This window comes from Dyella psychrodurans (assembly GCF_003363265.1).
In the GTDB taxonomy this organism is placed as follows: Bacteria; Pseudomonadota; Gammaproteobacteria; order Xanthomonadales; family Rhodanobacteraceae; genus Dyella_B; species Dyella_B psychrodurans.
In genome coordinates, this window is the sequence record NZ_QRBF01000003.1 from 388,867 (window position 1) to 407,310 (window position 18,444).

Consider the following 18,444-nt stretch of genomic DNA (forward strand, 5'->3'; position numbering starts at 1 on the left):
CCCTGATGAAGGCTTCGGCCAAGGATGCATGCGCGTAAATTCCATTGAGGACGAGTTTTCATCAAGGATGCTCGACGACCCTGGGTCCGGAGAGGCGCACATGTATTGCGGTGCATACGGCGATCGGCTCGGCCGTTCGTTTCACCTGAGCAACCCCCCGGTTCTTCACAGTCAGACCAGGCGTGGCGTGCGCCTTGCGGTGACGGAAGTTCGTATCGACCAGTCCGGTTACGGCATGACGTCCCCGATGGGCAACGACGATGCCTATCTGGTCTGCCTCAATATGCGCAAGCAAAGCACGCATGAGCTGTGGTGCGACGGCCGCTCGGTATGTTCGACCTCTTATGACGGCGGCACCACCTACGTACTGGATTTGCGACGCGATCCCATCGCGTACATAAGCGATCCGATGCATTCGCTGTACTTCTACATGCCGCGCCAGGCCATCGGTGAAGCCAGCGTGGAGCTGGGAAAAACTCGCATCATCGATCTTGCGATCCAACCCGACCAGTGTTTCCCGGACACCATCATCAACAGTATCGGCCAGACGCTGCTGCCCATTTTCAATAGGGCCACCGCGGCGAAGCAGACACTTGTGGATCATCTTCTGCAAGGCCTGTGTACGTACATGGCGTCCACCTATGGCGGATCTTCGGAGCGTCCCGAGATCGTACGCGGCGCGCTGGCGCCATGGCAGCAGCGCCAGGTCACGCAAATGATGCGCGAGCGGGTTTTCGAAGGCATCTCGATCAACGAAATGGCGGAAGCCTGCGGCTTGTCGGCGGGCGCGCTGGCGCGCGGCTTCAAGAAGAGCACGGGCATGTCGCCGCATCAGTGGCTGTTGTCCCACCGCGTCGACCTGGCACTCGAGCTTATGGCCGATCCCGACGTCTCGCTGGCGGAGATCGCCTTCAATACCGGATTTTCCGATCAAAGCCATTTCAGCCGTGTCTTCACGCAAAAAATGGGTGTCGCACCGGGAGCGTGGCGGAAGTCGCTGGCCAACAACAAACGCGTGGAAGCGGCCTGATGATCGCCACCTCGCTTCAACCTGACCGAGAGAAGGATGCGCAGATGCAATTACATCGACCCATGCGTGGATCTGGCTACCTTCGTGCCGCAATGATGTCGTTCCTGTCGATGGCGATGGTCGCATGCAGTGCTTCGCCTTCGCGGAACATTCTTGGCTCCTACTTTCCGACGTGGATGGTGTGCGCGCTACTGGGCATCGTCTTCGTCGTGGTGATCCGCGGCGTGCTGGTGAAGACAGGCGTGGATGCCTCGCTTCCCGTGCCGGTGATCGTGTACCTGTGCATGTGGACGGCGGCGACGCTGGCCATCTGGCTTGTGTGGCTGGCCTGAATGGAGACCTCGTCCATGCCCGCTAAAACCGCGCTGGCCCGACTCGTCGCCATCGTCTCCATCGCCTCGGCGTTGGCGCTCATCGTCATGGCGATGATCGTCGTGGACAAACGGCCACGGACGCACGACGCCTATGTCTTCGCCTACAGCGCAGGCATCACGCCGGAAGTCAGCGGCCGGATCGTGGCGATCCACATTCGCAACGACCAGTTCGTGCACAAAGGCGACGTGCTGCTGCAAATCGATCCGGAGCCGTTCGAGCTGAAGTTGCGCCAAGCCAGTGCGCAAGTTGCCGCCTTGCAGGCGGACATCGACCTCACCGGCCGGCAAGTGAATGCGCAGGGTTCCGGCGCGGAAGCCGCGGCCCGTGAAGTCGACCGCGCGCGGCAACAGCTGGCACTGGCTCACGACACGCTCGCGCGCATGGAGCCGCTGTTGCCCAAGGGCTTTGTCACCACTCAGCAGATCGACGAGGCGCGCACGAATGAACGCACGGCGGGCGCGCAGTTGGCGGCTGCGATTCAGCAGGCAGCCCAGGCGAAGGAAGCCATTGGCGACGTGGAAAGCTTGAAGGCGCAACTGGCCGGAGCGCTCGCGTCAGAGGCGCTGGCGGCGCGCGATCTTCGCGAAACCGTCATCCGCGCGTCGGTGGATGGCAAGGTGGTCGGCTTCAATCTCGCCCTGGGATCGTTCGCGGTCTCCGGGCATCCGCTCTTTACGCTGATCGACGACAACAGCTGGTACGTCGTCGCCAACTTTCGCGAAACCGATCTGCGCGGACTGCACACCGGCGATCCCGCAACGGTCTGGGTCATGGGACACGAAAATCAGCCGCTGCATGGCGTGGTGGAAAGCCTCGGCGCGGGCGTCGCACCCGAAGGTCTCGCCGGGCCCGGACTGCCGGAGGTGGATCGAAACCTCAACTGGGTAGTCGTGGCACAGCGTTTCCCTGTGTGGGTGCATCTGGATCAACCCTCGCAGCCGTTCCTGCGCATCGGCGCCACCGCTTCCGTTCGGGTGCAACATGCACGCGCCGATTGAACTTCAGGCGCGGCATGGCCTGACGGGGCTGTTGCAGCGCGAACTGGCGCTCAACGATACCCGTGTTCGCACGATCATCCGCATCAGCGGGTGCACGGCGTTGGTGGTTGCCATCGCGATGCTGTTTCAGATTCCGTTGCCAGCCTACATGGCATACCTCGTTTTTCTGGTCAGCCAGGAAGATGCCGCTTCCACCTTGATCACTGCCGTCGGCGGCTTTGTGGCGGCCACCCTGGCGGTCGCGGTGTCGTTGCTGCTCTACGTCTTCGATGCCTCCGAGCCTGCGCTGAGACTTCCGCTGCTGGCGATCAGCACGCTGGCCGGAACGTTTCTTGCGCGAACCAGCAAGTTGGGTCCGATTGCGTTTCTTGCCGGGTTCATTCTCGTTTTGTCGCAGACGCTGCTGGACGATGTGCCGACCACGGAGTTCGTGACCCATATGGTGTTGTGGCTGTGGGTGGTCGTTGCGGCACCGATTGGCGTGACGGTACTGGTCAACCTGCTGGCCGGCGAAAGTCCCGTGGCACTCTCGCAGAAGCACGCGTCGCAGATCATGGACAAGGTCGCCGGGTATATCGAAAACCCCTATTCCGCCGATCCTTCGCAATTGCGCGATCAGCTGTTGTCGCTCAGCCAACTCAAGAACAAGGCATTCATGTGGGACAAGCGGCTCAAGGCCTTTGCGCAGGAAGACAATCGCCTGTTCGCGCTCATGCTGGAAGTGTTGCAGATCGCACGATGCCTCCCAGCGGGTGTTCCGCCTGCCTCAAGACGGTTCCTGGCTTCCGCGCTCCGGCAGAGTCGGCGCCTTTTTCTGCAACGTCGTGGCGTGGTTAGCGACGCGGCGACGGATGACAGTGCACCGGCTCCCCGTATCGAGGATCCGTCGCAAGCGGCTCTGCACAGCGCCGTCGATGAATTGCTTGAACAAGCATCGGGCAAGGCCCCCGCTGCCGCACCGAACACGCCCTCGTATCCCGCGCCATCGCCGGGTAAGGCGGCAGCGTCCAAGAACCGCTCGCATGCCCGCTTTGCGTTCAAGGTGATGTGCGCGGTCATGGCCTCCTATGCGACGTACACGCTGCTCGATTGGCCCGGCACACGCACCGCGGTCACGACCTGCTTCTTCGTCTCGTTGACCACGGTGGGAGAGAGCGTCCACAAGCTGACACTGCGATTGTCCGGCGCCATCATCGGCGGCCTCATCGCGGGGCTTTGCATCGTCTTCGTTCTTCCCTCGCTCACCGATATCGGCGAGCTTTGCCTGCTTGTCGCCGTGGTGTCGGCGTTCTGCGCCTGGATTTCCACCAGCAGCGAGGCGATCGCCTACGGCGGCATGCAAATAGCGTTCGCCTTCTTCCTGGGAGTGTTGCAGGGCTACGGCCCCGCGGATGATCTCACCGTGCTGCGCGATCGCGTGGTCGGCATTTTCGTCGGCAATATCTGGATCACGATTTTCTTCACCACGCTTTGGCCGGTCAGCACGCTGGACCAGGTGCGCGACAAATGGGCCTCGGCGCTCGGACAACTGGGCGACCTGCTCGTTGCCAAGGACACGCCTTCCGCCATGTCGGCGAAGTCGGAGGTCTGCACGAAAATCTCCGAAGCCAACACGCTGAATACGCGTGCGCTATTCGAGCGGCGGCTTCTTTCGCGGGAAGGCCAGGCCGACGTTCCTGTTCTCGAAGGTCGCCACGTCGAACAGCTCGCCTCGGCCGTCCTCGTGCTGCGCCGCCTCAAGGAAGACGCCGGCTCGCCTTCTCCGGACGAGGCAGACCGGTTCGCATCGCAGCGCCTGATGGCGCTTTCAAAAGGGATACGCCCCGATGCATGGAATGAAAGTGCAAGCCAGGCGCCGGCCACACTGCTCGACCAGGCCCGGAAACGCCTCAACGAGGAGATCGATCATGCATCGCGCGCGATCTGAATCGCCTCGGGCTGCCGGCTTTCCGCTCGTGCTCGCGATGGCATTGCTTGCACATGGCGGCGTGGCGAGTGCGCAATCGGCTTCGTGGGCCAACACGCCGTCCAACGATCGCATCGTCGCCAAAAGCAATGACGCGCCGGTGATCGAGGATCGCGTATACGCGCTGCCGGAACTCCTGACGATCGCGCTGGACATCGATCCCAAGACGCGGGAAGTCGAACAGGAAGTCGTGCAAGCCGATCTGGCCGTCAAACTTGCCAAGACCCAGTACTCCCCGCAACTCGATCTCACCGCACTGGGCGGTGTTCAGCGCACGCCGCTGGCGATTCCCACCAATGTCTCGCCCAAAGGCTATTTTGTTTCGTCCACCCAGGAAATTTTTCCAACGCTGCAATTGAAATGGCTGCTGTTCGACTTCGGCCGCCGCAAGGGACAGGTCGAGGAGGCCCGGCACAATGCTTCCGCGGCCCAGTCGGGTTTGCTTGGCGCACAGGAAAAGCTCGTGTTCGACGTGTCGGAAGCCTATTTCGAAGCGACTTCCGCGCAGGGACAGGTACGCGCCGCCGAAAAAGCGTTGAAGGCAGCCAAGCTGACCGAAGAAGCCGTCGCCGACCAGAAGAAACACGGGCGCGCTACCGTGGTGGAACTTGCCGAAGCGCAGCGCGGGACGGCGGCGATGCAACTGGCACTGACCAAGGCCAACGGCACCGCGGATACCGCCTTCGCGTCGCTGATCGCCACGATAGGATTGCCGCCTGAAACGCATTTTCAGATCGCGCCTTCCGCCGATACATCGGCTACGGAAACCGTCGCACCGCTACGGGAATTGATCGACGAAGCGCTGCAATCCCGCCCGGACGTGGTGGCGGCGATGGACAAGGTGGCGGCATCCGACGCCAAGATCGACACGGCGCGCGCGGCTTACCGCCCGACGGTCAGCCTTTCGGCGCAAGTGCTGCAGAACATCGGCAGGATCAGCAACGACGGCGGTCCCTATTCCTCCATCGATCGCACCGGCAATGCGCTGTTCGTGTCGTTCGATTGGCCGCTGTTCGACGGCGGCGCGCGCGCCACCAACGTGTCGCTGGCCGTCTCCGAAAAGACAGCCGCCGAAGATGCATTGGCCGAGGCAAAGGATACGGCGGCCAAGCAGGTGGTACAGGCGTACAGCAATTTGAAGACGAGCCTGGACAATCGCAACCAGGCGCTTGCCTACACGCATGCTTCCGAACTTGCCTATCAAGCCGCGCTCGATTCGTATCGGCGCGGACTCACCAGCATCACGGATCTGACGAACGACGAAGCCACGCTCGCCCAGGCGGAGGCCGGCCAGGAAGATGCCGACGCGAGCGTGGGCATTGCGCGTGCAGCCTTGGACCTGGCCATCGGCCACCAGCCGTCCGTCCACTAGCCCTGCCGGCCGTTCAACGGCCTCCCCCATCCCTTCATCATGCGGAGCAAGTCATGAGCAAGAAAGTTGCCGAAATCCTCGTTGAAGTTCTCGAACAGGCGGGCGTGAAGCGCTGCTACGGCATCGTGGGCGATACGCTCAATCTGTTCGCGGAACATCTGGAGCGCAGCTCCATCGACTGGGTGCATATGCGGCACGAGGAAGCCGGTGCTTTCGCCGCCGGTGCCGAGGCGCTGCTCACCAGCAACCTGACGGCCTGTGCCGGCAGCTGCGGACCGGGCAGCCTGCACTTCATCAACGGGTTGTACGAGGCCAATCGCAACCGCGCACCCATCGTGCTCATCGCCAGCCAGGTGATGATGAACGATTTGGGATTCGAGGCTATCCAGGAGGTCGATTTCAAAACCGTCTTCAAGGAATGCTCCGTGTTTTGCGACATGATCCTCACGCCCGATCAGGCGCGGAAGAAGGCCGTGATGGCCTGCCAGGCCGCTTTGGCGAAACAGGGCGTTGCGGTGCTGATCGTGCCCGTGGACATCTCTCATGGCGAAGTGCACGAGGACTTCCCCTATCGGGTTCACGTCAGCAAACCCGTGATCGTTCCGAACGAGGAGGAGATCGGCGAAATCGCCAAGATCCTCAACGCTGGCAAGAACATCACCATCTATGCAGGCTCCGGCTGCGAACACGCCCTGGAGGAAATCAAGGCCGTGGCCGAGTTGTTGAAGGCGCCTGTCGCGCACACTTCCCGCGCCAAGAGCTTTCTGGAGCACGACAATCCCTACAACATCGGCATGACCGGTTTTCTGGGTACCGAGGCCGGCTACAAAGCCGTGCTCAACTGCGACACGCTGCTGTTGTTGGGTGCGGATTTCGCGTGGCGCCAGTTCTACCCCGACGACGCGAACATCGTTCAGATCGACATCAATCCTACCCACCTCGGCCGACGTCATCACATCGCCTTCGGCGCAGTGGGCGATATCAAGCCCACCTTGCGCGCACTGATGCCGCATCTGAAGCAGAACGACGATGCGTCGTTCCAGCAGGAATACGTCGAACGCTACGCCAAGGCCATTTCAACGTGGAAGAGCCACCTGGTTCCCGGGCACGACGACACCATTCCGGGTTCCTACCTCACCTCCGTCATCGACAAGTACGCCGACGAGGATGCGCTGGTCTGCGGCGACGACGGCACGCCCATCGTATGGGCGATCCGCCACATCACCGCAAACGGCAAGCGCCAGATCTTCGGGAGCCTTCTGCATGGCACCATGGCAACCGCACTATCCAGCGCCTTGGGTTTGAAGAAGGCAGCGCCTCATCGCCAGGTGATCGCCATGTGCGGCGACGGCGGCATCGCCATGCTGCTTGGCGAACTGCTCACCGTCATCCAGGAAGATCTGCCGATCAAGATCGTCGTGTTCGATAACAGCAAACTCGGCTTTGTGGAACTCGAGCAAAAATCGGAAGGCATGCTCGACACCTTCACGCGCCTGAAGAATCCGGACTTCGGCAAGGTGGCCGAGGCCATCGGCCTATGGGGCAAGTCGGTTTGCTACGCATCGGAGATCGAGGAAGCCGTGCAGGAATGGCTGTCTCAGCCGGGTCCCGCACTTCTCAACGTCACGGTGAACCCGCTGGAATTGGTCAAGCCGCCTTTCGTCGAGCTCAAACCCGTGGTCGGCATGGCACTCTATTCGGCTCGCGCGATCTTGCAGGGACGCGGTGCGGATGTGCTGGAGCTGGTGCGCGAGAACTTCTGAAGCGTCGGCAAGCAGACGGAGGGCCACGCGGTGCCCTCCGTCTTTTAATTTTGCAATGCCTCTTTGACTCTCGTCATGGAGCGCCATTCAAGATATCGATGATGCCGCGACGAGCCGCGATGACGACGGCCTGCGTGCGATCGCGCGCGCCCAACTTCGACAGAATGCTGCTTACGTGCGACTTGGCCGTCTCTTCGCTGATGTGCATGCGATTGCCGACTTCCTTGTTCGAGCATCCCTGCGCCACGAGTCTCAGCACGTCCATCTCCCTGCCGCTCAGTGCATCGTCCATCATGTGCGCCGCGATAATTCCGGCAACTTCGCTGGGCAGGTAATGCTTGCCCTCGTGGACTTTGCGTATGGTGTCCAGCAGGTCGGCTCGCAGCATGTTCTTCAGAAGGTAGGCCGACGCACCCATTTTCATCGCCCTGATGACCTGCGCGTCGCCGCTGTAGTTGGTCAGGACGATGATGCGGGCCTTGGGAAACTCGCTCACGATGTTTCGTATGGCTTCCTCGCCGTTCATGCCCGGCATCTGAAGATCCATCAACGTGATGTCGGGGCGGCACTTGCGGAACATGTCGATGGCTTCGGGCCCGCTGGACGCTTCCGCCACGATGGACATGTCGTCCTGCGCCGCGATAACGGCTGCGATGCCTTCACGCAGCAGAGGATGATCGTCGACCATCAAGATGCGCATGCCAGTCAACTCCTCGCCCATTGAAGCATGCGACCCAGCATTCGCTGAAAGCCGCCCACCTGGGCCACGTAAGCGATGCCCGCCGGCACCAGGATCTCGATTTCGCATCCCTCGCCTTCCCGCGACCAGATGCGAAACTTCGCGGAGACCTTGCCGGCCCGCTCGCGCATGCCGCTGATGCCCCAATGATTGGGGCGCCCTTCTTGGAGCATCGTTTCCGAAAGGCCCACGCCATCGTCGCGCAATCGTACGCGAAGTGCGCTGCTCAAATAAGCGATCTCTGCCTCAAGCAGCGTTCCATTGGAATGCTGGAAAGCGTTGAACATGGCCTCCTTGGCGATCGCCAACACTTCCCAGTACACCTGCGTCACCAACTCTCGCGGCCTGCCTTCAATCAACATCTTGAAACGCATGGATTGACCGGAAGTAAGTTCCCTGCCGGTCTGCTCAAGCGCTTCGCGAAGGTCTCCCAGCGCCTTGGATCGCAGATCGAGAACGCGCCCCCGGGCTTCCGCAACCACCTTGTCCGCACGATCAAGCGCACCTTCCAGGGCGATACGGACATGCTGATCCTCGGGTATTCGATCGGCTACGGATTGGAAGCGCATCACCAGGCCCTGCACGCTTTGCAGCACCGTGTCGTGCAAATCACGCGCGATACGATCGCGCTCATCGTTGCGCGCTTGCATGCTCATGCGAATCCGGGCTCGTTCCTGCCGCATGCGCAGCCCATGCAGGGCTGCCAGCAGCGCCAGGATCGACACGGCGCACAATAGCTTGAAGACCTTGGTTTGATACCAGGCGGCGCCGATAGCGAACGCGAAGCTGCCGTCGCCGTCGCTGGGGACACCATCCTCGTTGATCGCCTCAACATGAAATCGGTAATGGCCCGGACCTAGATTCGTGTAATAGGCGCTGCGGCGATCGCCGGCGTCCTGCCATTCGTTGTCGACACCGTCGAGTCGATATCGAAAGTGAATACGCTTTGGATTCGCCAACGACGGCGCCGTGTATTCGATTTCCACGCGCCGGGTGAGCGGTCGCAGCCGGATGTCGCCGGAAGCCGAGTAACGAGCCTCACCGTCTGAAATCGCATCGATCACGACGGTCGGCGCCATCGCGGCGCGAAGGATCTTTCCGGGAGATAGCCACGAAGCCGCGGTTGAAGTGCTGAACCACAGCCTGCCATCGTCACCCTTCGCGAGGGTCGGCAGCGGCCGGATGCGATCGGCCATGCCGATACGACCGTCGTCCTGGCCGAAGAACCGGAAATGCACTTCGTAAGATGGATCGGCCTGCGCGCGAGCCAGCTCTTTCGCCTCGATGCGGTAGGCGCCGTCCAGACCATTGAGCCAAAGGTCGCCGTTGCTCCCTTCGGCGATGCCGGTTATCACGCGGAAGATTTCGCCATTTTTTCCTTTTATTTGAACAAAGCGATCTCCCTGCTGAAGGAACAGACCGCGTTCGCCTCCCACCCATACATGCGATGGGGTGACCTCGATGGCCAGCAGCTCGTCCGTCTTTAGGCCGTCGCTGGCGCCGTAGTGTCTGGTCTTGCCTTGATCCATGACGAACAACGAATCGTCCGGATAGACCAGCCACAAACGATCAAGGACATCGCTAAGCAAACGAATGGGGCTGCCTTTCCCGTAAGCGGCGGTGTCGACCTTGCTCCAGGAACCGTCGACGAATCGATATAGCCCATGCACGGTTACGCTGACCCAAAGCACTCCCTGCTTATCCACGGCGATGGCCTGGATATATGCGCCCGCATGCTGCAACTCCGGCGGCCATTCGATCTTGCTCACGTCGCCGTTTTCATACTTGAACACGCCGTATTGCCCGGCCATCCATACCGCGCCCCGCTTATCGCGCGCGGCGACCGTGATGCCGCTGGGAATTTCCGGATAGAGGCTCGCGGTGGTTCCCGTCACCCGAAACGGGGATTGCCAGATATTGGGAATCCACACCTGCTCGCCACGATCGGGAACGACGAACGGAATTTGCACGTTCCCGGGCAACGACATGGGCCTCAGGTTCGTGGCGCGAAACTGATCCAATCCGTGCCGGGTAATGACCCAGACGCTTTCCTCGCGATCCTCGAAGATATCCTCGACGCTATTGCTCGATAACCCATCGACGCTGGAAAAGGTCTCCACGATACGCTGCGGATGCCCATCTCCATCCGTTATCCAACGATCTCGTTCAACGCCCGTCGGCTCACTGATCCATAGTGCGCCTGAGGAATCGACGAGCGCGGCACCATCGTGCTCCTGGTTGTAGAGCCTTGCAGGCGTTCCTGTTCTGCGCCATTCCGCATCGATGTGCTCGCCGGCATCCATCACACCGAATTTGGTCGCACCCGGCTTGAGGTACCAGGCACCCCTATTGCCGACAATCCACAATTCGCCGTCGATCATCTGCATCGATTGGGGATGATCCTCATCGAAGCCGAGGTCTTCGCCGACTTTCGTCCATCGGTCATCGACCAAACGCGCAACGCCCGTCGTACTGGCGGCCCATAGATGCGCATCCGGGCCTCGAAGAACGGTGTAGAGCGTCCCTTGGGGCACATCTGCACCGCCCTGATAGTTGACGATGTCGTTGCCGCGGATCCGGCTCAGGCCACCCGTGGTGTATCCAACCCAGACATCGCCATTCACGTCGGCGTAGAGAGAGTTGATGCTCAGATGGGGAAGGCGGTTGGCGTATGTATCGTCGAAGCGAACACCGTCGAAGCGCAGCAAGCCCGTCGAACTTCCCAACCACAGAAAGCCATCGGGAGACTGGGCGATGGCTGTGAAGCTGCCATGTGTCGTATCGTTTTGAGCGATGTTGATGTGACGCAACTCGGCCAGCGGGCGATCGAGCGGGCTATCCGCGCTACGGAGCGCACGGTCGATTTCCTGCGCATGCAACGCCATGGCGCACAAAAATGCGAGGGCCCCGACTGCGAGGCGCTTCCAGACAGATCGACATAGAGGTTTTCCCGAGCGCACCATCGAGTCCTTCCTCTACGGCTTGAGGAGATGCGCCTTATCCAGCATCTCGTTGTCATCAGCATACCCCCGATCGGGGGATATGGAGATCCTGCTACTGCGGATCGCATCCGCGGTCCGCACCTGCATAACATCGCGACATGCAACGCCTCTATTCGATCTTTCCACAAGGCCTGCCGGGTGTTGGTCTGGTGCTTCTGCGCATGTCGATTATCCTTCGATGGTTTGCGGACCTGGGGCCTCAGCCGTCCGCATGGCAGTGGATCGCAACCGCCGTGCTCATCCCGGCCATCGCCTTGGGGCTCGTCACTTCCGCGGCGAGTCTGGCGCTGCTTGTTTCGATCGCGATTGCGGGACTCGATAGAGGCTCGACGTCGATGGCCGATGTCTGCGAAGGGCTGCAGGCCATCGCCCTGATTCTCTTGGGACCGGGCGCTTACTCGTTCGATGCCCGTCTTTTCGGTCGTCGCAGCTTTGAACTCACCAAGCGGTAACGCGAAGCCATAGCAAGCGCTGATGGTCACATGGCGCCACGCCTCTTGGTCGACGGCGCCATCCTGCAACAGGAGGCTTACATCATGCTCAAGGAAGCTTTTGGTGAATGCTTCGGGCAGTTGTCCCGGGTCCGCAACCCGCCCACGCTGGTGAGTTGCGCCATGGGCGCGCAAGTGAGCACGGTCACCGAGATTCAGAACGAAGATGCGCCCTTTGGACTCTTCCAGCCGATCACTCGGGAAGACGCCTATCTGGTGATTCTCCAGATGGCGCAGCTGCGCAGCTTCGACGTGCTGGTTGCCGGTCGCAGCGTCGGCCATGAATCCATGGAGGCAGGCGCGGTTCGCATTGTTTATCTTGCCGACGAGATTGTCGTTCGCGCCAGCGGACCTCTGCACCTGTTGATCTTTTACATACCGCGCCGGCTTCTGAAGGATATGGCCGATCGCCACGGAAACACCGGTTTCGACGTATTGCAGTGTCCTTGGGGGCAGTCGTTCTCCGACCCGATCATCCACGGTCTCGGTCAATGCCTTCTTCCTGCCCTGCGCAATTTTTCCCGGCTGCAGCAACCTTTCGTCGACTACATTCTGATGAGCTTGAGAAGCCACTTGATCGGACGCTTCAGCGGCGCCGCAGTCCCTGCAAGCGTATCCATTCGCGGATTGACAACCTGGCAGGAACGCCGCGCGAAGGATCTTATGGCGAGCCACGTGCAAGAGGGTGTGTCTGTTGCGCATCTGGCGCAGGCTTGCCACATCTCGCCCAGCGGTCTCGTGCGCGGATTCAAACGCAATACCGGATTGACGCCCTATCAGTGGTTTCTGTCCCTTCGCATCAACCTCGCCATGGATCTGATGGAAGACGATGCCCGATCGTTGGCGGACGTCGCGCTGCAAAGCGGCTTCGCCGATCAGAGCCACTTCTCGCGCGTGTTCAAGGAAAAAGTCGGCATAAGCCCGGGCGCATGGCGCAGCCGCAGCGCACGCCTGTTTGCGGCGGAAACTACTGACACTCCATCGGATCGAGAAGACCAAGCTGCGCCGCTTTCAACGTAGCGGCCGCACGGGTCGTGCAACCGAGCTTTCTGAAGACGCTTTCGACGTGGGTTCGAACGGTACTGGGACTGATGGACAGCTTCAGTGCGACGGCCTTGTTGCTGGCGCCCAGGCTGATGCAACGCAGAACCTCTTTTTCACGCTCCGTAAGAAGGCTGGCCGCTGTGGCCGCAACATGCGGCTGCAACGATGGCCGCTGCGCGCTCGGAGGAAACAGTGCGCCGACGGCGACGTCATCCAAATGCCCCTTTCGCGACTCTTCGTACAGGAACTCCCGCACTTCGTCGGCGGGCAAGGCGACGCGCCAGGGTCGAGGCCGTGAAAGTGCTGCTTTTGCGATCGCCGCAGCCAATATTCGCGCCTCGAGCGGAATCTCGCCCGCGACCAATCCCCGGTAATAACCCGATCCGTCCGACCGTTCATACGCAAGGGACGCGAGCTCGACGTCGCCTTCAAGAGAGCGAAGCAGCCGGCCGGCCCGACCGGTCCAGTAAGGCACCAGGCGCACGCGCTCCCAAGCGGATTCGGATAGAGCGCGAGGCACATCCCAAATCATGTTTGGCACCGCCGCTCTGCCGATGCCGTGAATAAGCCCGGCGCGATACAGCCGATCCTGCGTGCGCTTATCCAATCCAAGCTGCTTGGCGGCGCTTCGTGCGAACGTCGCGGCAAGTCTGGAATGCCCCGTCATCCAGGGCATCTTGAGATCGATGACATCCGCCAGGATTTCCAGCGGAGCGGTTCGCTCGAATCCCGTTGCGCGGACGCCATCGACATCGTCCGTCATTTTCACGCGTTCCAGTTCCAGGAACCATGACGATGCGTGCACAATGGCCAACTGGACCATGTGGCGGGGATATTGAATATCGGCTCGCTTACGCACCAGCTCGCAGGCTCGATCGAGGCCGTACAGGCGGCTGGAAATTTCGAGATCGCTGGCGATGGATGCCAGATAGACGGAAGGCGGAACGGCGTTTCCCGAAAGACCCTCCGGCGCGCCGTATCCATCGAAGCTCTCGAAGAGATGCCGTAACGCAAACTGCACGGCCTCGCCTAGCCCCAGAAGCGCCGCGACATCTCCGGCAATTTCGCAGTGAATCCGGGACAGCGAGAAAAATGCCTTGCCGTGCGACTTGAAAGCGCTCTCGGCGGACTCGATGGCTAGAAGCGCTTTGCGCTCGGCAACGTCGTCGCCGAAGGCTTGCGTAAACTCGTGGGCGTTCGCCGTGCATCCCGACCATCGCAGCAAGGCGACGAGGAACGCCTCCGTGCGCAGGTCTTCACCCTCGTCCATCTCTCGTGCGAGCCGGCTGGCGATCCATGCCGTACGCCACGAATGATCGGTCGGTTGACCCATGGCCAGGTCGCCCACAAAGGCGATCGCTCGAATCGCATCGAGGAGAGGCACTTCGGAGAGGGTGCTCATTCAGAAGTTTATATACCCGCGGCATGGAACTGAAAAGTCTATGGGGACTTCATCGGATGCAGACATCGGATATTTGACCGATGCCCGACGAGCGCATCGACCCGCAAGCTAGCTCTCGAACAGCAGATCTCGCGAGGCGCGCGCTTTGGCAACGCGCCTCGTTGCGCCACACCCGCGTCACGCAGCCCGATGCCTTTGCAGGCACAGCATCGAGGCGCTCCGGGCCGGAGCGGCGGGATCGCGCTTGCCCGAATTCAACAAACGGTCTGCCTCTATCAGGCAAGAAATGCGCATCGCCCGGGAGAAAACTTTGTGCCATGGGAGTTCGACTGATCGCCTCGAGATCAGGCAATGCGCAGGACAGAGGACGTTTGCATGGAGTCACTGGCACCTCCATGGGCCACATGCGGCCAGCGCAACAGCGCCGTTGGACGCATGTACCTTCACCGCGCTGTAGGAGCTTCACGTATGAATCTAAGTAAATTTCTGATCGCCGGCATGGTGGGCGGCGCGATGTTGGCGAATGGTGGGGCTCACGCCGTCGATGCTCGTCCTTCGGTCGTACTGGTCCACGGCGGATTCGTCGACGGCTCGGGCTGGCAAAGCGTCTACGACATCCTCAAGCACGATGGCTACCAGGTGAGCATCGTGCAGAACCCGACCAGCTCGCTGGCGGACGACGTGGCGTTTACCAAGCGCGTGCTCGCAACGCAGGCCGGTCCGGTCGTGCTGGTGGGTCACTCCTACGGCGGTGCCGTCATCACGGAAGCCGGTAACGCCGACAACGTAAAGGCGCTCGTCTACATCACGGCATTCGCCCCCGATGCCGGGGAGTCGGTGCAAGCCTTGATCAAGAACTCGCCGCCGGGTGCTCCGGTGCCGCCGATCCTCCCTCCCCAGGATGGATGGTTGATGCTGGATAACGCCAAGTTCGCGGCGTCGTTCGCCGGCGACCTGCCGCCGAAGAAGGCGCAATTCATGGCGGACTCCCAAGTGCCGTGGAACGTGGCCGCCCTCGGCGGCACGATCAGCACGCCGGCGTGGAAATCCAAGCCGACGTTCTATCTCGTCGTCGACGGCGACCACATGATTCCGGTGGAAGCGCAACGGGCCATGGCGAAGCGCGCGAATGCGACGGTGATGAACACCAAGGGCAGCCACGCGATCTACGTGTCGAATCCGAAGGTTGTCGCGTCGCTGATCGAACAAGCCGCGAAGAGCGTGGAGAAGGCTTCGAAGTAATTGTCGCTGTTGACACGGAAGGCCGCGCAAGGGGCCTTCTCTTTAGCCGCATGCTCGCAGCGTGGCACGGATTACTTGGCTTTCGGTGTATCGCCGGCAAGGTCGTCGAGGATGGGGCACTCGGGAAATTCGTCGCCGTGGCAATGGGCGGCCAGATCGACGAGTGTGGAGCGCATCGCCTGCATCTCGCGGATTTTTTGCTCGAGTTCGCGCGCATGCTGAAGGGCAAGCTGCTTCACATCGCTGCTTGCGCGATGCCGGTCGTCCCACAGATTCAGCAGTTGCTCGATTTCCTTGATCGAAAAACCCAGCGTGCGGGCTCGCTTGATGAAGCGCAGCCGATGCAGGTCGTTGTCGTTGTAAAGGCGATAGCCCGCGAACGTGCGATCGGCCGCGTGCATCAAGCCGATCGATTCGTAGTGGCGAATCATTTTTGGCGTGACGCCCGTCGCTTCGGCGGTCTCGCCGATGGCACGAAGCCCCTGTGCAATCGCCTGCGCGTATTCGGGTCGAGGATGGTTGCGAGGCATGCGTACTCCTTCAATCCGCCAACGATGCGGGATGCCAGCGGCGCAGCAACAAGGTATTGCTCACCACGCTCACGCTCGATAAAGCCATCGCGGCGCCCGCGATCATCGGATTGAGCAGACCGAGGGCTGCCAAGGGGATGCCCACCGAATTGTATACAAACGCCCAAAAGAGATTCTGGCGAATCTTGCGCGTGGTGCGCCGCGAGATATCGATGGCGTCGGCGACGAGGTTGGGGTCGCTGCGCATCAGCGTCACGCCTGCCGTCTCCATCGCCACGTCGGTTCCCGATCCCATCGCAAAACCCACGGCGGCGGCAGCAAGCGCAGGCGCATCGTTGATGCCGTCGCCCACCATGGCGACGCGAGCGCCGTCGCGCGACAACGTCTCGATGGCAGCCGCTTTTTGTTCGGGCAGGGTATCGGCTATGACGGTGTCGATGCCGATGTCGCGGGCGATGGCCTCCGCGGCCTGGCGACGGTCACCGGAGATCATCACCGTGCGCAAGCCCAATGCGTGCAATCGCGCGACGGCCGTGCGCGCTGTCGTGCGGGATCGATCGCGGAACACCAGCACGCCACGAACCGCGATACCGTTCGGCGTGCGTTCGGCCAGCCATGACGTCGTTTGTGCTTCCGCGTCGAGTCGTTGCGCAAGCGCATCCAGCTGGCGGCGATCCGCACCGAGTTCGAGCATCCAGCGCTCGCTGCCCAGGAAGAGTTCGCGCGCATCCACATGACCCCGCACACCGCGTCCCGCCACGGCCGCGACATCGGTCGGCGCCACGACGGTGCGTTGCGCTTCCTTCGCCACTTTCAAAACGGCGGCGGCCAGCGGATGTTCGCTGCCGGTCTGCAGGCTCGCTGCATCATCCAGCAAGGTGGCGTCATTCGCGTCAGCGGCGTAATGGCGAACCAACTGCGGGCGTCCTTCGGTCAATGTTCCTGTCTTGTCGAACGCAACCGTGGTGACGGTACGCGCTATCTCCAGCACTTCGGCATCCTTGATCAGGATGCCCGCCCGCGCAGCCACACCCGTGCCGGCCATGATCGCCGTGGGCGTCGCCAGGCCAAGCGCGCACGGGCAAGCGATGACCAGGACGGCGACGGTGTTGAGGATCGCCCGGCTCCAGTCGCCGGTGCTGAAACCCCATGCCACCAGCGTCAACAGCGCAAGGCCAACCACCACCGGCACGAAAACTTGACTGACACGATCGACGATACGTTGAATCGGCGCTTTCTTGGCCTGCGCATCCTCGACCGCGCGAATGATCTGCGCGAGACGGCTCTGCGCACCCACGGCAGTCGTGCGCAACACCAACCGGCCTTCGCCGTTGATGGCGCCACCGATCGCGGCATCGCCGGGCTGCTTGTCCACCGGCATGCTTTCTCCGGTGATGAGGGATTCATCCACCTGCGACGTCCCTTCCAGCACCGCGCCATCCACGGGAGTGCGCTCGCCCGGCAGGATGACCACGATGTCGCCGACCACGATCCGCGACAAGGGAACCCACGTTTCCTCGCCGTCTTTGCGCCGGCGTGCGCGCTCCGGTCGCAATGCCTGCAAAGCACGGATGGCTTCCGTGGTCTGGCGCTTGGCGCGTGCCTCCAGCCATTTGCCCAGCAGGATCAGCGTGATCAATACCGCCGATGATTCGAAGTAAAGCGGCGCGTGACCGTGATCGAACCCGTTGGCGAGGAGCAGGTAGACGCTCAAACCGTAGCCGGCCGTTGTGCCCAGCGCCACCAGGAGATCCATGTTGCCGGTACGCGCTCGCACAGCTTGGTAAGCGGCTTTGTAGAATCGCGCACCCAGCCAGAACTGCACCGGCGTGGCCAACAGCCATTCCAGCCATCCCGGCAAGGCGATATGCATGCCCAAAGGCATCGCCAGCATCGGCGCGATCAAGGGAAGCGATAGCGCCACACTCCAGAGGAGATGACGCCGTTCCTTCGCGCTGCCGGAAGAAACCGCACCTTGCTGCGCGGATGTGGCATCGGCATCGACCCTGCTTGCGTGGTAGCCGGCCTTGACCACGGCGTTCATCAAGGTCGCCACGTCGGTACCCGCCAACATCGCGACGCTGGCCTGTTCCGTCGCGAGATTGACGCTGACGTCGGCCACCTCCGGAACGGCATTCAACGCCCGTTCCACGCGACCGACGCACGACGCGCACGTCATGCCCTCGATGCGCAGCGTGACGGCATCGGAGGCCACCTGGTAACCGGCGGCGGCGACCGCGGCGCGCAGTGCGGGCAATGCGTCGGCGCGAGCGGTCTCCACCGCCGCCTGTTCGGTCGCCAGATTCACCGTGGCCTGAATCGTCCCCTCCACTGCTTTCAACGCACGCTCGACGCGCCCGACACACGAGGCGCAGCTCATGCCCTGGATGCCGAAGTGGAACGTCGATGTCTGTGAGGAAGGCAGTGCAGCCGCGTGCGAATTCATCTGAAGCAACTCTGGGAAGACAGGTTATAGCGTGAGGCCTTCCA

The 18,444-nt window shown here is 61.7% G+C and carries 14 protein-coding genes; 9 read left to right on the forward strand and 5 right to left on the reverse strand.

Translation table 11 applies throughout. The features are described from left to right. The first annotated feature begins 100 nt into the window (after positions 1-100). From DWU99_RS10875 to DWU99_RS10905, 6 genes are read left to right on the forward strand one after another with little or no spacing between them, the layout of a single operon-like run. Complete coding sequence (locus DWU99_RS10875; RefSeq protein WP_158543269.1) at positions 101-1,030, forward strand: helix-turn-helix domain-containing protein; 930 nt, start codon at positions 101-103, stop codon at positions 1,028-1,030. Between the two features lie 44 nt (positions 1,031-1,074). Next, positions 1,075-1,362, forward strand: coding sequence for a YtcA family lipoprotein (locus tag DWU99_RS10880; protein ID WP_158543270.1), 288 nt, complete (start codon positions 1,075-1,077; stop codon positions 1,360-1,362). A 15-nt stretch (positions 1,363-1,377) separates the two neighbouring features. Continuing rightward, positions 1,378-2,403, forward strand: coding sequence for an HlyD family efflux transporter periplasmic adaptor subunit (locus DWU99_RS10885; protein WP_115478040.1), 1,026 nt, complete (start codon positions 1,378-1,380; stop codon positions 2,401-2,403). Continuing rightward, a complete protein-coding gene (locus DWU99_RS10890) occupies positions 2,387-4,330 on the forward strand; it encodes an FUSC family protein (protein WP_115478041.1) in 1,944 nt (647 codons plus the stop codon). Before DWU99_RS10885 ends, DWU99_RS10890 begins: the two co-directional genes overlap by 17 nt. Further along, positions 4,311-5,741: a TolC family protein gene (locus DWU99_RS20795; RefSeq protein ID WP_158543271.1), complete on the forward strand. Its 1,431-nt coding sequence runs from the start codon at positions 4,311-4,313 to the stop codon at positions 5,739-5,741. Before DWU99_RS10890 ends, DWU99_RS20795 begins: the two co-directional genes overlap by 20 nt. Before the next feature lie 53 nt (positions 5,742-5,794). Beyond that, the gene (locus DWU99_RS10905) at positions 5,795-7,504 is read left to right on the forward strand and encodes a thiamine pyrophosphate-dependent enzyme (protein WP_115478043.1); all 1,710 of its coding nucleotides are present in this window, start codon (positions 5,795-5,797) and stop codon (positions 7,502-7,504) included. Between the two features lie 73 nt (positions 7,505-7,577). Here the strand turns inward: DWU99_RS10905 and DWU99_RS10910 are convergent, their stop codons facing one another. Both DWU99_RS10910 and DWU99_RS10915 read right to left on the reverse strand, forming a co-directional pair. Further along, positions 7,578-8,225, reverse strand: a complete 648-nt coding sequence (locus tag DWU99_RS10910; protein ID WP_115478044.1) for a response regulator — start codon at positions 8,223-8,225, stop codon at positions 7,578-7,580. Next, on the reverse strand, positions 8,210-11,128 hold the full coding sequence (locus DWU99_RS10915; protein WP_158543272.1) for a sensor histidine kinase: 2,919 nt from the start codon (positions 11,126-11,128) through the stop codon (positions 8,210-8,212). The genes DWU99_RS10910 and DWU99_RS10915 overlap by 16 nt, the downstream gene beginning before the upstream one ends. 215 nt (positions 11,129-11,343) lie before the next feature. Here DWU99_RS10915 and DWU99_RS10920 point away from each other — a divergent pair, with 215 nt between their 5' ends. Next, positions 11,344-11,697: a hypothetical protein gene (locus DWU99_RS10920; RefSeq protein WP_115478046.1), complete on the forward strand. Its 354-nt coding sequence runs from the start codon at positions 11,344-11,346 to the stop codon at positions 11,695-11,697. Between the two features lie 30 nt (positions 11,698-11,727). Next, the gene (locus DWU99_RS10925; protein WP_115478047.1) at positions 11,728-12,756 is read left to right on the forward strand and encodes a helix-turn-helix domain-containing protein; all 1,029 of its coding nucleotides are present in this window, start codon (positions 11,728-11,730) and stop codon (positions 12,754-12,756) included. On the opposite strand, the gene DWU99_RS10930 is transcribed toward DWU99_RS10925, so the two are convergent. After that, the gene (locus tag DWU99_RS10930) at positions 12,704-14,182 is read right to left on the reverse strand and encodes an HD domain-containing phosphohydrolase (RefSeq protein ID WP_115478048.1); all 1,479 of its coding nucleotides are present in this window, start codon (positions 14,180-14,182) and stop codon (positions 12,704-12,706) included. The two genes, DWU99_RS10925 and DWU99_RS10930, sit on opposite strands and share 53 nt — an antisense overlap. Positions 14,183-14,650: 468 nt before the next feature. Here DWU99_RS10930 and DWU99_RS10935 point away from each other — a divergent pair, with 468 nt between their 5' ends. Beyond that, a complete protein-coding gene (locus DWU99_RS10935) occupies positions 14,651-15,424 on the forward strand; it encodes an alpha/beta fold hydrolase (protein ID WP_115478049.1) in 774 nt (257 codons plus the stop codon). Positions 15,425-15,495: 71 nt separating this feature from the next. On the opposite strand, the gene cueR is transcribed toward DWU99_RS10935, so the two are convergent. Both cueR and DWU99_RS10945 read right to left on the reverse strand, forming a co-directional pair. After that, a complete protein-coding gene (gene cueR / locus DWU99_RS10940; protein ID WP_115478050.1) occupies positions 15,496-15,954 on the reverse strand; it encodes a Cu(I)-responsive transcriptional regulator in 459 nt (152 codons plus the stop codon). A 10-nt stretch (positions 15,955-15,964) separates the two neighbouring features. Then, positions 15,965-18,400, reverse strand: coding sequence for a heavy metal translocating P-type ATPase (locus tag DWU99_RS10945; RefSeq protein ID WP_115478051.1), 2,436 nt, complete (start codon positions 18,398-18,400; stop codon positions 15,965-15,967). Positions 18,401-18,444: the final 44 nt, after the last annotated feature.